The organism is Candidatus Sarmatiella mevalonica (assembly GCF_016751895.1).
GTDB classification, from domain to species: domain Bacteria; phylum Pseudomonadota; class Alphaproteobacteria; order Rickettsiales; family Rickettsiaceae; genus Sarmatiella; species Sarmatiella mevalonica.
Window position 1 is genome coordinate 1 of sequence record NZ_JACVVM010000029.1, and the last position, 15,061, is coordinate 15,061.

At 37.9% G+C, this 15,061-nt stretch carries 11 protein-coding genes and 1 pseudogene; 8 read left to right on the forward strand and 4 right to left on the reverse strand.

Annotated features, from left to right (window positions below; all coding sequences use genetic code 11):
* Positions 1-306 precede the first annotated feature (306 nt).
* Positions 307-2,469, reverse strand: coding sequence for an NAD-dependent DNA ligase LigA (gene ligA, locus Sarmat_RS03375; protein WP_202149429.1), 2,163 nt, complete (start codon positions 2,467-2,469; stop codon positions 307-309).
* 58 nt (positions 2,470-2,527) lie between these two features.
* Entirely contained in the window at positions 2,528-2,833 is a 306-nt protein-coding gene (locus Sarmat_RS03380) for a transposase (RefSeq protein WP_202149437.1), read from the reverse strand.
* Between Sarmat_RS03380 and Sarmat_RS07080 the strand changes: the two genes are divergently transcribed.
* On the forward strand, positions 2,834-2,965 hold the full coding sequence (locus Sarmat_RS07080) for a hypothetical protein (protein ID WP_279611747.1): 132 nt from the start codon (positions 2,834-2,836) through the stop codon (positions 2,963-2,965).
* A gap of 476 nt (positions 2,966-3,441) precedes the next feature.
* Here the strand turns inward: Sarmat_RS07080 and Sarmat_RS03385 are convergent.
* Positions 3,442-4,206: pseudogene (locus Sarmat_RS03385) on the reverse strand (transposase family protein).
* 10 nt (positions 4,207-4,216) lie between these two features.
* On the opposite strand from Sarmat_RS03385, the gene Sarmat_RS03390 reads away from it, so the two are divergent.
* Positions 4,217-4,384, forward strand: coding sequence for a hypothetical protein (locus tag Sarmat_RS03390; protein WP_202149430.1), 168 nt, complete (start codon positions 4,217-4,219; stop codon positions 4,382-4,384).
* A gap of 366 nt (positions 4,385-4,750) precedes the next feature.
* Here the strand turns inward: Sarmat_RS03390 and Sarmat_RS03395 are convergent, their stop codons facing one another.
* Complete coding sequence (locus Sarmat_RS03395) at positions 4,751-6,109, reverse strand: porin (RefSeq protein WP_202149431.1); 1,359 nt, start codon at positions 6,107-6,109, stop codon at positions 4,751-4,753.
* Between the two features lie 443 nt (positions 6,110-6,552).
* Here Sarmat_RS03395 and typA point away from each other — a divergent pair, with 443 nt between their 5' ends.
* From typA to rpsT, 6 genes are all read left to right on the forward strand, one after another.
* A complete protein-coding gene (typA, locus tag Sarmat_RS03400; RefSeq protein ID WP_341826603.1) occupies positions 6,553-8,370 on the forward strand; it encodes a translational GTPase TypA in 1,818 nt (605 codons plus the stop codon).
* A 385-nt stretch (positions 8,371-8,755) separates the two neighbouring features.
* Positions 8,756-9,130, forward strand: coding sequence for a 30S ribosomal protein S13 (rpsM, locus tag Sarmat_RS03405; RefSeq protein WP_202149432.1), 375 nt, complete (start codon positions 8,756-8,758; stop codon positions 9,128-9,130).
* Between the two features lie 1,168 nt (positions 9,131-10,298).
* Positions 10,299-10,685: a 30S ribosomal protein S11 gene (gene rpsK / locus Sarmat_RS03410; protein ID WP_202149433.1), complete on the forward strand. Its 387-nt coding sequence runs from the start codon at positions 10,299-10,301 to the stop codon at positions 10,683-10,685.
* Between the two features lie 630 nt (positions 10,686-11,315).
* Positions 11,316-12,335 (forward strand): DNA-directed RNA polymerase subunit alpha, encoded by a 1,020-nt coding sequence (locus Sarmat_RS03415; protein WP_202149434.1) that lies wholly within the window; start codon positions 11,316-11,318, stop codon positions 12,333-12,335.
* Between the two features lie 725 nt (positions 12,336-13,060).
* Entirely contained in the window at positions 13,061-13,483 is a 423-nt protein-coding gene (gene rplQ, locus Sarmat_RS03420) for a 50S ribosomal protein L17 (RefSeq protein WP_202149435.1), read from the forward strand.
* Positions 13,484-14,123: 640 nt separating this feature from the next.
* Complete coding sequence (gene rpsT, locus Sarmat_RS03425; RefSeq protein ID WP_202149436.1) at positions 14,124-14,402, forward strand: 30S ribosomal protein S20; 279 nt, start codon at positions 14,124-14,126, stop codon at positions 14,400-14,402.
* The last annotated feature ends 659 nt before the right edge of the window (positions 14,403-15,061 follow it).

A 15,061-nucleotide genomic window follows, 5' to 3' on the forward strand; every position in this document is an offset into this window, starting at 1 on the left:
TTTTGGCTATTACCGCTTTTTATAAAACTTATTACTTTTTTACGTAAATCTATACTATATGCTCGCATTTTTTGCTTCATATTATCATATAATTTACGCTACCTCAAGCTAATTTAGTATATAGCTTTTTGTCATTTTTCCTTTCATTATAACGAAAAATTATATCTAATCCAACCTAAATTACTATATGTCAAAGACGTTATATCAAAATGTACCATTATATAAAGATGTACAAATTCCTTATTATCAGTTACGTAGTTTGCTTAAGCGCTAAGGGTTAGGTATAGAGTATTCAAAGTGCGCGCTCTACTGGAGTATTCTATAAAATTCCTCTTCGCTTAGCACCGAAACACCAATGGCGCTCGCCTTTTCTATTTTGCTTCCACCCCCTTCTCCAAGCACTAAGTATGTGACTTTGCTAGAGATGCTGCTGGCCACCTTTCCGCCAAGATTTTCTACGCGTTGCCTAGCTTCTGCGCGAGACATGAAGCTTAAAGTGCCAGTAAACACAAATATTTTATTATGCAACAACTGCTCTGTGCGCACGCATTCTTTGATATCTAGAATTGATGACAATTGCGTTAATATGCGCCAATTTTCTTCCTGATTAAAGAATTTTTGCATGTCAATGATGGTTTTCGAAGCAATGCCACTCATCTCTTCTAGCCTCTCTATTGCGTCAGATTGATTGCGCTTTAATTTTTCCATCCACTCAATAAAACTTGCAATATTCTTAAATTCTTGCGCAAAATTGCGAGCAACGGCAAAACCCACGTGATCTATGCCTAGAGCATAAATAAACCTATCTAAAGTGACATTTTGTGCTTTTTGAATATTAGACAGCAGATTATCGACAGATTTTGTGCCAAACCTAGGTATGCTTAATAACTCAGAGCGATGACGATGTAAGTCAAATAGATCTACGCAATTTTTTAACAACCCCCTATCCAACAAAATTTTGAGCTGCTTAGAGCTTAAACCCTCCACATCCATAGCTTGCCTAGAAACAAAATGCACCAACCTTTCTAGCACTTGCGCCGGGCAATAATAGTTAATACACCTAATGATTTTATCATTAGACTTCTTGCATAACTCTACTCCTAATGACAACTGCGCGTTGCTGTCGATGTGCGAATCCTCATTTAACTTCATGTACGCTCGAAGTTCTGCGCTTTCATTTGGTCTTTGCATTTGCTCATCATGAGCGAGTTTTGTAAGAGGTCTATTCAATATTGTTTTTTCTGATATTGGTGTACCGCAAGATGGGCACAAACCATTAAAAACAAATGTGCGCTCACTACCATCTCTTTTGCTCAGCTCCACCGATAGAATTTTTGGAATCACATCTCCTGCGCGATATAGCTTTACCCAGTCACCAATCATGATATCTTTTTTTTGTATCTCATGTAGGTTATGCAGGGTGGAACTGCTTATAGTTACGCCTTCTAGCTCTATAGGATGCAGCTTTGCCACTGGAGTGATAACGCCCGTTCTACCAACTTGCATGATAATATCTAAAACTCTAGTCGTAGCGCTTGTAGCGCCAAATTTATGCGCGATGGCAAATCGTGGCGCTTTTGCATTAAAACCTAAGCGCTCTTGTAGATTAAAATCATTCACCTTATACACAACACCATCTATCTGGTAAGGTAAAGAATTTCTAATGCTATCAATCTTGCGGTAAAAAGCAAATATTTGTTGTATATCATCAGTTAATATATATTCTGGGTTGACCACAAATCCAAGGGCACGGAGTTTGCACAATAGTTCTATTTGTGTTGAGACGAAGTTTTTGATATTATGACTGATAGTATAAACAAAATATTTTAATGGCCTAGCCTGCGTTATTCTATAGTCTAACTGTCTAAGCGACCCAGCGGCTGCGTTGCGCGGGTTTGCAAATGGCGATTTATTATTTTTAATCTGCTCTTGATTGAGTGATATAAAATCTGATTTATTGATATACACCTCCCCCCTTACTTCTAAAAATGGTACGTCAATATCAATTTTTTGCGGTAAAGATTGGATAGTTTTAAGATTTTGCGTAATATCCTCTCCCTGCCACCCATCACCTCTAGTTAAACCCTGTGTGAAGATGCCATTTTCATATCGTGCACAAAAAGAAAGGCCATCTATTTTTACTTCACATGCAAGCTGTGGTGTGGATTGTAATAATAAAAACTTCTTGATTCTATCTATAAATGCTTGCAAGTCTTGTTCAGAAAAAGCGTTATTTAGCGAAAGCATGGGTGTGCTATGAGGCATGCTATTAAATGATTGGTCTGGGGATGCACCTATTTCTAATAAAACATCATTTGCTATTATTTGTTCGGGATGCTTCTTCCTTAATTCTTTATATTCTAGCAAAAGAGCGTCGTATTCTTGGTCAGTAATGAGTGGGGCGTTGTTTATAAAATATGCTTTATTGCATTTTATAAGCCAATCATTGATTTTTTGTAGTTTGTTCATAATTATAAAGATATAGGGGATATATAGTAAATTAAGTTGAGGTCTGTAAGACAAAGAATTAGTTTAAAGCATCATAAAGTTTATCAAAAGAAGAGATTCTGCCCTTAATCCAACGTTTCATATTTGCCAAGAATTTTTCTATAGGACTTAGGTCTGGAGAATATGTAGGCAAAAATGCAAGCTTGCACCCGACAGATTCTATCAACTCTTTAACTTTCTGAGATTTATGAAATGCAGCATTATCCATAATCACTACTTGACCAGCTTTTAGTTCTTTGATTAGAAATTTCTCTACCCAGGCCTCAATTAATTGCGTATTACACGAACCATTAGACCTCTTGCATAACCTATTCCGTGGGGTAATTTGTTGTCAAAACTCCTTTGCGCTCCTCATATACTAGAGTATGCTGCAGCGCTCAACATCATTTTTCCTAAAAATTCCTCCTTCATTTTTAGGTTATGCAAGAGGTCTATTAAATACCATTGGTGCTATTGATGTATGATTAACATAACCAGCTATGATGTTTGTTCTTTGATAGTATTTGCCGTTCTTTTTCCCCAGTAGCTTCCCCCCAACCTCTGTTTTTACAAATACTCATATCAATACCGCTTATCATCTATATACACAAGACTTTGAGTTGGTATACCCCCCTATTCTTTGTTTATATCGCTCACGTTTTTCTTCGCAAGCTCCTACATAGGTAAAATCTTTTTTTTATAGATATATCCCAGTTTTTTTTAACCAATAATGTGCACCTGCTGCACTCATATTAAAATCCTTTCTTGCCACCAACTTTTTTAGATAAATAATTACCCTCTGTTTTATATCTTGCGACTCAATTCCTTACTGTATTTGGTGATATCTCGAATTTCAATGCAGCTCTATTGCAGCTATTGTCTTTATTTACATAATTCATTACTTTATCGCATTATATACTCAAATTTCAACTTAATAGACCTCTGCGGAAACTATCATTTTTGTAATTCCATATTGTAAATAGCGGAGATTAAATTGAACCTTAGGCCGAATCTTTTTCGTCTGTTGCGGTATTTGTCAGTTTTAAATCGTTTAATCATTCCAATAACATTTTCATTGGCTACTCTTTGACTTGCGATTTCATGATTTTTCTTTTTAGCTTCTTTCGTTAGTGGGTTATTCCTTGTTTTCTTTTTTGGTAATTCGGATTTGTCATGGAGCTTTTGTATGATTTGGTATCCCATATCAGTAATGACTTTTATATCAGGATTGATCTTAGTGTTAGAGTCTTTGAATACCCTAAAATCGTGACGTTTACCATTGACAAAAGCGTGTATATCATTGTTTCGCTTTTTCTTTTTAAATCTCTTTTTTTGGGCGCTCTATGGGCGTTTCTGTGGCATCAATAAGCACAACCTCATATTCCATATCGCTTTTAAGTAATTCCTTACAACCTGGTAAAGCAAAATCTGGATGCTTGATGAGTGTCTTCTATCCATTTAATTGTATCATAGGCTGTACTTTCGCTTACACCATAACTTTGACTCACATGAAAATATATACGGTATTCTCGTATATATTCAAGAGCCATAAGTAAACGATCTTGGATACTTAACTTGTTTCTTCTGCCACCTTTTGCTTTCTTTTTGATTTCTGCTTCTTGGAAGAATAACTACCGTTTTACAAAAGGTCTCTTGTTTTACCCCTGTTAATCCGCGAAATTTTTCGGCTTCTAATTTTTTGATCTGTTCGTATTTCATAATAGACCTCTTGCATAACCTATTCCGTGTGGTAATTTTGTTGTCAAAACTCCTTTGCGCTCCTCATATACTAGAGTATGCTGCGGCACTCAACATCATTTTTCCTAAAAATTCCTCCTTCATTTTTAGGTTATGCGAGAGGTCTAATAATTTTTCGCATTTCCATACACTTTTGTGAAAATAATCTATCCATAACAATCACATTTTTTTACAGGTAAATTAGGTAATGCAACATACTCTATCTACAACAAAAACTCTATTTGATATACAAGAGAAGAATTAGATAGTATGTTTAGTAAGACTTAAGTTAGAGAGAAAGGGAAATTTCTGATGCGGATACTAAGAATAGCTGTGAATAAAAGTACAAAGGGTTGTGGGAAATGATAAAAATTTTGCCAGAAGCAGGACGGGGTAGTTGACAGAAAGAGGATGCTATAGCACCCCCTCTGAAATTTATCATATTAAAGCTAAGCTCACTACAAGTTTATTAGCTTATTATATTAAAGCCAAGTTATTAGAGCTTAAGCAAAATTTCTCTATTATACTAAAGAGCAAACTTAAAGCCAAGTATCACAACTGAACCTTTTGTTTTTAACATAGGAGCGTCTTGATATTGTACAGGTCTACCCTTAGCCACAAAGTAAGTATATTCTATATATGGAAGAAGACCTGGAGCGAGTTTATAGTCTGTACCAAGAGTCCATGCCATCACAGAGTTACCAAACTGTTTAGAGCCAAAGTAAGTGATGCTCGTAGAGCTAGGACCTTGTGTATAAGCAATTGCAGCCTCTGTATATCTAGTATTTCTACCAGTTTTCCACCACGTTTGGTTTGTTAAACTATTACCTAGCGTACCGTAGGAGACGCCGAGAGAAAAATTACTATAAGTTGCAACAACCCCTACGTTGATGGTACGCATTGGAGAGACTGGATAAGATTGTATTTGCTGAAAATCTTCCGGCTTGATATCATCTAAGGTTTTAAGGTCAGATTCTTTATATTTACCGATTGCAGCGTCTTTTAACAAACCAACCTTCATAGGTGCGGCCGGGCTACCTAGCTCGCTAGTAACTGCAATTTTAATATCTACGTTATTTTCGATTTTATATTTATAAGATAAGCCTAGAGTGAAGGCATTCTTAACGTTTTTGTTAATCTCAGCAACGTATTTGCCGTCATTACCACCTATTATATCAACCTCTCTATTAACAGCCACTACATTAGGATTTGCAGTTCCGTTATTGCTAGAGTCTGGAACATAGGATACACCAAATTGAAATCCAGAGATCTCCTTGGTAAAGTAATTGAGTTTACGAGCGGGCTCAGTTCTACCGCGAACTCTATCTTCATTTAAACTCACCAAATAGTAGCTGTCTGTAAAATAATCTGAGCTTACTGCAAATGGTATCACTTCCCCTTTATATTTCATTGCATTTGTTTCAAGGTTGGTATAGCGAGACCATGTGCCAGCCACTGCAGCTGATACGTCAGAGCCACATATGCGCATTTTAGTGCCTGCGTCAAAAGGAGAGCCCATTTCTACCTTACCATAATCCCACTCTACAAATAGGTTTGACCCGTTATTCATAGCGGCTCTATTAGGCATTGTGGTGGTTAGCAAACCAAGGTATATACCATATTTCATACTTTCAGTTTGGTGAGATCCAATAAGCAAGAACAAAGCATCGGTATAAAAGGCAAGAGCGTTGTTTATACCCGAGATGTTTTTTTCATTCGGTGCAAGGCCCGATTGGCTACGAGTGCCAGCCTCAAACTTAAACAATGCTCGAATAGACACCTGCGTGTCTGATTGCGGTGGCATACCGTATTCAGCCTTGACGTTACACATATTGACGCATAATACAAACGCCGCATAAAAAAGTACAATATTTTTTTTAATCATTTATTTTTTATTAACCTCGTAAAAATCTATATATAAAAACAACTCAACACTAATAAGAATGATGCTACAATTTTTTAGTTGATATCTAAGCAACTTCAGGTATTTTATTGAACATATCAGAGATAGATTGATATATTTCTTGCGTACAGCATCACTGAAGTGCACAAACTGCTTGAGCTAATTTAGAATTGAAGCCGCCTAAAAGAATTCTTCTATTCAGACAAAGGATACTATAGAGCTCCTCTTGCTAGGAAGCAAGTGATAGATGAGATAATGAGATGAATTAATTCAAATAAAATCCCAACTTGTAATAAAATTAATGCATAAATGCATACTAAAATTTGACTTTTATACAAAAATATATACACTCATAATCTGCCAATGACGTAAAATACGTTTATTATTATAACAATATAACCCATTAAATAGAGGTAGTTAGAAAAGTGCAGCAAGATATTAGAAACGTGGCGATAATAGCCCACGTAGATCATGGTAAAACGACTTTAGTCGATAATATGCTTAAACAGAGTGGTTCTGTGAAGGATGTTAAGAATTTGACAGAAAGAGTGATGGATTCTAATGATCAAGAAAAAGAGCGTGGCATAACAATACTTGCAAAATGCACTTCTATTGAATGGAATGACTTACGCATCAATATCGTGGATACACCTGGTCACGCTGATTTTGGCGGAGAAGTGGAGCGTATATTAAGTATGGTAGACGGCGTGGTGTTATTAGTAGACGCGGCTGAGGGGCCGATGCCACAAACAAAGTTCGTACTCACAAAAGCGCTCAAGTTAGGGTTAAAGCCTATAGTATTAATTAATAAGATTGATAGACAGGATGCTAGAGTAGATGAAGTATTGGATGAGATTCTTGAGCTTTTTATTGTTTTAGACGCAACTAGTGAACAGCTAGACTTTCCTGTGATTTATGCATCTGGTCGATCTGGTTGGGCCGTAAAAGATTTGGAAGATGAGAGGAAGGATTTAGCTCCATTGTTTGAAACCATCGCTTCTTATATACCTAGCCCTTATGTGCAAGATGATCCAGCCTTTAGAATGCTTGTGACTATGAGAGAGTATAATTCTTATTTAGGAAGAGTGCTCACTGGTAGAATTATGAGTGGTTCTGTGAAGTGCAATCAGCAGGTAAAGGTGCTGAACACTGAAAGTAAGTTGATGGAAAACTCGAAGGTGACGAAAATCCTTGCATTTAGAGGTTTAGAGAAGGTTTCTTTAGATTATGCTTATGCTGGAGATATCATTTCTATCGCGGGCTTTGAAAAGGCTAGCGTAACCGATACTATTTGCGATCCTAGCGTTGAGGAAGCTTTATTTGCACTACCAATTGACCCACCCACGCTCTCTATTACAGTTTCCGTAAATGATTCGCCTCTGGCTGGCACAGAAGGTTCTAAGCTCACTTCTAGTATGATTGGCGAAAGGTTAGCTAAGGAAATGGAGAATAATGTGGCTATTACTATTACGCAAAACGAGTCTAAGGAAGCCTTTGAAGTAGCGGGTAGGGGAGAGTTGCAGCTTGGCGTGCTAATAGAGAGTATGCGTAGAGAAGGTTTTGAGTTATCGATTAGTAGGCCTAAGGTGTTATTTGTTACTCAAGATGGGCAGAAGTTAGAGCCGGCAGAAGAGATACAGGTTGATGTAGATGATGAATTTGTTGGAGTGGTAATGCAGAGTATGGCACAGAGAAAGGCAGAGATGGTTGATACTCGCGCATCTGGCGGAGGTAAGACTCGCATTACTTTTCACGGTCCGTCGCGCGGTTTGATTGGTTATCATAGCCAATTTTTGAGCGAAACTAGAGGAACCGGTTTAATGAACCGTTCGTTTTTAGGATACAGGCCTTATTATGGCAAGATTTCTGGCCGGAGGAATGGCGTGCTTATTTCGAATGATCAAGGAGAGGCTACTGCTTATGATTTATTTAATTTGCTTGATAGGGGTAAAATGTGCATAAGTCCTGGGCAGAAGGTATATGCTGGCATGATAGTTGGCGAACATAACCGCGAAAATGATCTAGAGGTGAATGTGCTTAAAGGTAAAAAATTGTCTAATGTGAGGGCTGCTGGTAAGGACGAGGCTATTAGACTCCCTCCTCCAACCCCGATGACCCTGGAGTGGAGTATGAGTTATATTCAGGATGACGAGAGGGTTGAGGTGACGCCTCATAGCATTAGATTGCGTAAGGAATACTTAGATCCTAATGAAAGAAAGAAGCGTTCCAGGAGTTCTGAATAGCATGTGTTGTTCGTGGTGTTTAAGATTATTCCAGATTGGTTGTGCCTATTGACAGTGAATAGTTCTTGCTTTAGAATTCTTGGTAGATTAATGTATGTGCGCTTTTGCACATGCATATTTTTATTTTTTACTGAAGCAAGATGCGACCGCTGCGCGTTGAGCTAGTTACTGAGTTTTTTAGTTTCTTGGTTGTTGCGGGCTTTTGCTTGGTTGTTATCAGATCTGCGATGGCTAGTGGTAAGAACACAAGTAAAGTGCTGCGATGATGCAGAGCCAAGGAGTGATGCGGGTTAAAACACAAAAGCGCAAGTTGCAAAAATTAAAAGTAAAAGAAGTAAAGAAAATAAAGAAATAATTAATTATTAGTTAAGAGATATAAATTGTTATGAGAATTGCAGGTGCTAGTATACCTAATAATAAGCGCTTAGTGATAGCGCTTACTTATATTTATGGTATAGGCCTAACTTTAGCTAAAAAAATCTGCGCTGATCTAAAAATAGATGAGAGTGTTAGAGTGAATGCCTTGAGTGATGCTCAGATTATTGATTTACGTTCTTTTATTGAAAAGACTTTCGAAGTGGAGGAGGTTCTGCGTGCTAAAGTGCAAAAAGATATAAGAAGAAAAATTGCTATCAAGTGTTATCAGGGTTTAAGACATAGAGCTAGGTTACCGGTGAGAGGGCAAAATACTCATTCTAACGCTAGAACTCGTAAAGGCAAGGCTGTGCCGATTGCTGGTAAGAAGAAGGTGACTAAGTAGTAAGTGATGCGTGCGCTGTTACTTGTTAACAGGCCTCTTGTTATCAGAAGTTATTTATTTTCAACTATTTCAGGTGAAGGAGTTATGTATCTTTGAATAACTGTCTCATAAGATGCGTGACATTAACGACTGTGCATTTCAAGATGGTAGCTTATTTGAGCAATATGTGCGATATTGAAAGCTGAAAATCCTTAACTGAGGGGGGGTGATTGCTGTTAGGAGTGGAGTTTAAAAAGTCTCAAATACTTCTTGCCGATGGATGGCCTCTTAGCGATAGATGCCGTTTTGAAATTTATTCATCTCCCCCTATTCTTTGTTAAAGTGACTGGCGAAAGTATATGTGAGTTGAGTATAGTAGGTTAAAGAGTATGATGAGTAAAACAAATCTTTGTATAGAGTGCATTAAATTTGATTAATGTTAATGTATGTTGTTTTGCGAAATTTGCATAACTCATAGGCGTTGGTGTTGCGTATTACTATTAGCTTAGCGTCAGCATGAGTCGTACATAAAGTTAAGTGAGGATTGTGTGTTGATGACAGAAGAAGGTTGTCGTTACCGGAAATAGAGTTTTTGCAGGATCTATTGTGAGTTGATTAAAACGCTGTGCATGAGAGCTAATTCGGTTTTTAAACTTTTGCGGATTATCTTTTGCGGATTATACTAAGTTACGCGAGGATCGCGGAGTAGATTTGAGGTGCGTGGAGTTTTGTGTTGTACGCTTAGCTTCTTTCCAAGCTTGCACTAGGTCAAGAACAAATGTAAGAAGAACACGAAGACGCGGAACTTTGGTATGCATAACAGTTAAGCTAGAGTTGTAAATTTGAGCAACAACGCAGTTGTCATTAAGGAGTAGAGTTGCGAGAGAGGTCGAATGGACTACTCCTTTTACCGCAGATTCATGAGTAGTGAGTATATAAAAGCAAAAACTGAGCTGCGTAGAAAGGGTTGTATGAGGATTAGGCAAAGGAGTTGTTAACGCAGAACATTTTTCGGTAACTCTAGCCACGCTCATAGCGAACGTGCGCAGTATGGTTGAAAATGATGTTGATGGCAAGTTATAGTGGCGGGAATCCAATTACCGTAAGTGTAGAAAAGTATACATGTGCAGTTAGTGTATGTATGTTTTTTCTTATTTTTATTTGATATTTTAGTGTTTATGTAGGTTTTATGTCAAAAAAGAACGTCGTTCTAAAAAAAGAGAAAAAAAATATAGGTTTAGCTATTGCTCATATCTATGCCACCTTTAATAATACTATTATTACCATTACTGATGTGCAGGGTAATACCATCGCAAGTTCTAGCGCTGGAGCGAATAGGTTTAAGGGTGCTAAAAAATCCACTCCACACGCTGCTCAGGTTACAGCTAATAGAGCCGCAGATGAAGCTGCTGCTCATGGGGTAAAAACGTTAGCGGCTATTGTTTTAAAAGGTCCTGGCGCTCAACGAGAGTCGGGAGTGCGCGCCCTCTTCTCTCGCTTTGTAGTGACTAGAATTGAGGATAATACTGCTATTCCGTTTAATGGTACAAAAAGACCTAAGAGAAGAAGGATCTAGCTGTATAAGAAACTTGATTGTGGTAGAAAAATTCCACGCTTTTTGGCTTTGTGTGTATAAAATTCTTTTGGTTGCGAGCTTGCTTTTTTGCTTAATATATTAGACCTCTTCCAAAACTCGCTCAATTAAGAACAAATGTAAAGATTAAAATGACAGTGTAGAACTTCGAGCGTACATGAAGTGAAGTGAGGGTTTCGAATTGACGGTGATGGGCGCAGTTGCTATGAAGGGATAAGGTCTGCGCAAGAGGTATATTATTAAGTTCTTTACCGCAACTTAACTTTAGGAGCGGTATGCTCCATTCCAAGCTTGTGTAAGTCAGAGGTAAATGTAAGAGGCTTACTCTAGCGCAAGAACGCTTGACGTACATAAAGTTTAGTGAAGATTCGAGCTCAGGGTGATGGGTGTGGTTACCGTCATGAGTAGACGTCGTAGAGTAGAGTTTTGCAAGGAGTCTAATGTAGACGCGCTTAGGCGTGAGCAATGTTTGGAGTATAAGCTTAGTTTGTCTGTATGAGACAGCGTTTTCTGTGTTATGAAGGAGCTTTTAGTAAAGTACCTCTCTGTGCGTCTGAGTCTTGTCCGGTAGTTTTGTTGGTGTATTTGGAAAATTTTTAAGGAAAAAGGTTCATGGAGTCTAAAAAAAATTGTAGAGGCTTAATTAAGCCTGAGAATTTAACTGTTCTTTCAGAATCGGGAGAAGATGTGCGGCGTTATGCTAAGATTGTATTGAGCCCGTTAGAGCGTGGCTTTGGGCTAACCTTGGGTAATGCGATGCGTAGAATATTGTTATCTTCTGTTCCTGGTTTTGCAATTAGTTCTGTCAAAATTGAAGGAGTATTGCATGAATACTCTACTATACAAGGTGTTCAGGAGGATATGACTGATATTCTTCTAAACCTAAAGTCTATACCTGTGAAGATGTATTCCACAAACAAAAAATCCCTTAGATTTAAAGTTACAGGGCCAATGGCCGTGATGTCTGGAATGATTGGTTCAAATTCATCTGTACAAATCTTAGATCCAAATATTTTAATTTGTACTATATCAACCGATCGCGAGTTGGAGATGGAGCTTATGTGCGAGCGTGGTAGAGGGTATGTGCAAGCAGTGAGAGATCCTACGATGCCTATCGGTACTATACCAATTGACTGTTTATTTAGTCCGGTGCTTTCTGTTACTTATCATGTGGAGAATACCAGGATAAAGCAAGTGACTGATTATGATAAGTTAGTGATGTATGTGCGTACTAATGGCGTGGTGACACCTGAGGAGGCTGTGATATGCGCTGCTAGCATTTTACAAGAGCAGCTTAGTGTTTTTTCTAGCCTAGAAGCGCCGAGCGTTGATTTGCTTAAAAGTAAGGAGTTTGGTGGGTATTACCGCGCTTTGTGTGCAAAGATAGAGGTCTTGACTCTTTCTACTCGCGCTATGGGTTGTTTGCAGGGTCAGAATGTGGTATATATAGGGGATCTGGTACGTTATTCTGATAAGGATTTGTTGAAAATACAGCATTTTGGCAGCAAGACTTTGCGGGAAGTGGAGGATGCGTTGGCCGAGCTCGATTTAAGACTTGGTATGGATGTTGAGTGGCCTCCAGAAAATTTACATGAAATTTCTAAAGAAGATAAGAATTTTGTAGTGGATTAGTATTGAGAAAATCCTCAAAAAAGAAGAGGAGAATAGTTGGGCAACGCTCCTTCTGGCTGATCTTGCTCACAAGGAATAAATGCGAGTGGTATGTATAAGTTGCGAAGCGCCTAGCCTATTTGAAGTAGATGAGTGTTGGGCGCGCATTGGATGCTGGGGAGGTAATTATTGTCGACAATAGAGTTTCGTTAGGAAATTTAATAATATTTTATTGATTCAAATATTGATTAGACCTCTTGCATAATCTAAAAAATGAAGGAGGAATTTTTAGGAAAAATGATGTTGAGCGCCGCAGCATACTCCAGTATATGAGGAGTGCAAAGGAGTTTTGACAACAAAATTACCCCGCAAAATAGGTTATGCAGGAGGTCTATTAAAAAATATCATTCACCACACCTTCCAGGATTGCTTGGGTTATGAGCAAATGCAAGGAGCGAATAAATGCTCAGAACTGCGATCATATATAAGGTATGGAGGATTTGAGTATTTGACACGTAGTTGACGTGAGGGGGTAGAGTTTCTGGGGAAGTCTAACGAGAGCTCGAAACTTCGAGTATATATGAAGTATGCGAGGGTTTTGCATTAACCGACGCAGTCGTCATGAAGGGGTTGGAATTTTGAAAAAGATAGTTTATTGAAAAATGTCATGATTACCCTCTTGAGTTTTATTCGATTTTTGTTAAACTAGAGTGCATGAGAAACTCTTTGATAGGTAGATATTTATTATGAGACATGGTAAAAAACATAAAAAATTAAATAGAACCTCTAGTCACAGGAAAGCTATGCTCATGAATATGGCTGTAGCGCTTGTGATGCATGAGCAGATTCAGACTACCCTAGTGAAGGCGAAAGTTCTTCGTCCTTTTGTGGAGCGTTTATTAACCATAGCAAAAAAACCAAACTTAGCGAATCATCGTAGGCTTTTGTCTATATTGCATAGTTCAGTTGCTGTAAAAAAGTTGGTAGATGTTTTAGCTACCCGTTATGCACAAAGAAACGGCGGTTATTTGAGGATTGTGAAAGCCGGTTTTCGATATGGAGATATGGCTAGTATGGCATATATTGAGTTTGTAGATCGTGACGTGAATGCTAAGGGTTTTAGGTTTGACGTGGGTTCTGCTATGCCTGCTACTGATTCTGCCGCCTAATGTCGTGGCTTAATGCTATGCACGTGGATTAATACGTATTTCGAAAAACTAATATCTGTTAATACTCATGAGACCTCTTGCAAAATTGCTCAAGTTGTGAGCAAATAAGAGGGTAGAGTGCGCGAAGTGCAGAACGCTAGGGTGTACTTGATAATATAGGGGAGCTTCGAATCAACTGCCAGGGAATGTGACTTGTTGTGAAGGCATAGAGTTTTGCATAGACCTACTGTTCGTATATTCGTGTTTATTTGCGCATCTTGCGCGCTATCAGGACTTATTATGAATACTAAGTCTTGTTATGAATGGTGGTGTAAAATAACCTCTTTTCAAACTCACTCATAAGGGTTAGATGTAGCAAACAAATGAAAGCGCAGAACTTCGGGCGTACATGCAGCTGAGTGAGAGGTTCGAATCGACAGACGCAGTTAGCTTCGGGAGTCGAGTCTCAGAAGGGGTTTAGTTTATTGTGTTGTTAGAACTATTATAGTTAAGCATAGCAAAATAAATAAAAAAGATAGCGAGTGACTAAATGAGTGAGGATTGGTCAGTAAAAACAAGCAAAAGAGTATCACGCAAAAGAGTATAAGTAAGCGCGAGTAGGATAGTAAGAGAAATATAAATCAAAGTTGATAGTTAGTATATGAGTAATTCATCAAAAAAACCCTCTAAATCTGTGCGTAATTCAGAAAGAAAAAGATTGCGTAATAGAGGAATTAGAAATAGTTTAAGAACATTTATTAAGTCCTTCCTTCTTTTTATTTCTTCAGAAGAAGCTAGGAATAAACAAGAGTTAGAGAAAAGGTTTCAGTTCGTGCAGTCTAAAATTGCAAAAGCTGGCTCTAGTAATGTTATTAAAGCTGGTACAGTGGCAAGAAAGATTTCTAGACTTGCGAAAAAAGTAAAGGAGCTATCTGTATAGCTTGAGGATATGGCAGCTTTGTTATTTTACCCTATTGTTTTTAGTGTTGATATTTGATTTCCTCTCTTCTGTCTTGCACTTTTCTGCCGTATTATTATTTTGAAGATTAAGGGTTTTTGTCTCTTATTCTGAATTTTGCAGACTCTGATTCTGAGTTTTGAAGATTAAGGTTTTTACTTTTTATTACTGGATATATTAGCCACAAATCGATAGCGTCGATGGTTTTTAATGGTTCTTGTGATACAAGATTATTTGAAACTTGAGTTGAAGAGTTTCTTGATCAAAGAACTAAAACCTAGGTAAGTTGCGGTAATGGATGATGCTGCATTTTGTAAATTTCAAAAAACGAGAGATTTGATTGAATCTGTTGAGTGCAAACTTATTTTTCTAACTCTCTACTCGCTAGATCTAAACCCCATTGAGAAATTCTGAGCTTATATGAAGCGATGGATTAAGAACCAGTCACGCAAAAGGTTGAAGTATTGGAGGGACATCGTTATGATTGGCATCAAAGGGAGGATATGAGATGTCAACGAGCTATACGAGTGATTTAACAGATGAAGAATGGGCCGTAGTCGAAAAGATAATTTACAAAAGAAGGGGGAAACAAGGCAGGCCGCCCCCTAGGGATGCCAGACGTTTATGGGATGGTATATTTT

Excerpts from the sequence above, each read along its gene's own strand:
- ligA (WP_202149429.1), bottom strand. The coding sequence starts at position 2,469 with ATGAACAAACTACAAAAAATCAATGATTGGCTTATAAAATGCAATAAA.
- Sarmat_RS03395 (WP_202149431.1), bottom strand. The coding sequence starts at position 6,109 with ATGATTAAAAAAAATATTGTACTTTTTTATGCGGCGTTTGTATTATGC.
- rpsM (WP_202149432.1), top strand. The coding sequence starts at position 8,756 with ATGAGAATTGCAGGTGCTAGTATACCTAATAATAAGCGCTTAGTGATA.
- rpsK (WP_202149433.1), top strand. The coding sequence starts at position 10,299 with ATGTCAAAAAAGAACGTCGTTCTAAAAAAAGAGAAAAAAAATATAGGT.
- Sarmat_RS03415 (WP_202149434.1), top strand. The coding sequence starts at position 11,316 with ATGGAGTCTAAAAAAAATTGTAGAGGCTTAATTAAGCCTGAGAATTTA.
- rplQ (WP_202149435.1), top strand. The coding sequence starts at position 13,061 with ATGAGACATGGTAAAAAACATAAAAAATTAAATAGAACCTCTAGTCAC.
- rpsT (WP_202149436.1), top strand. The coding sequence starts at position 14,124 with ATGAGTAATTCATCAAAAAAACCCTCTAAATCTGTGCGTAATTCAGAA.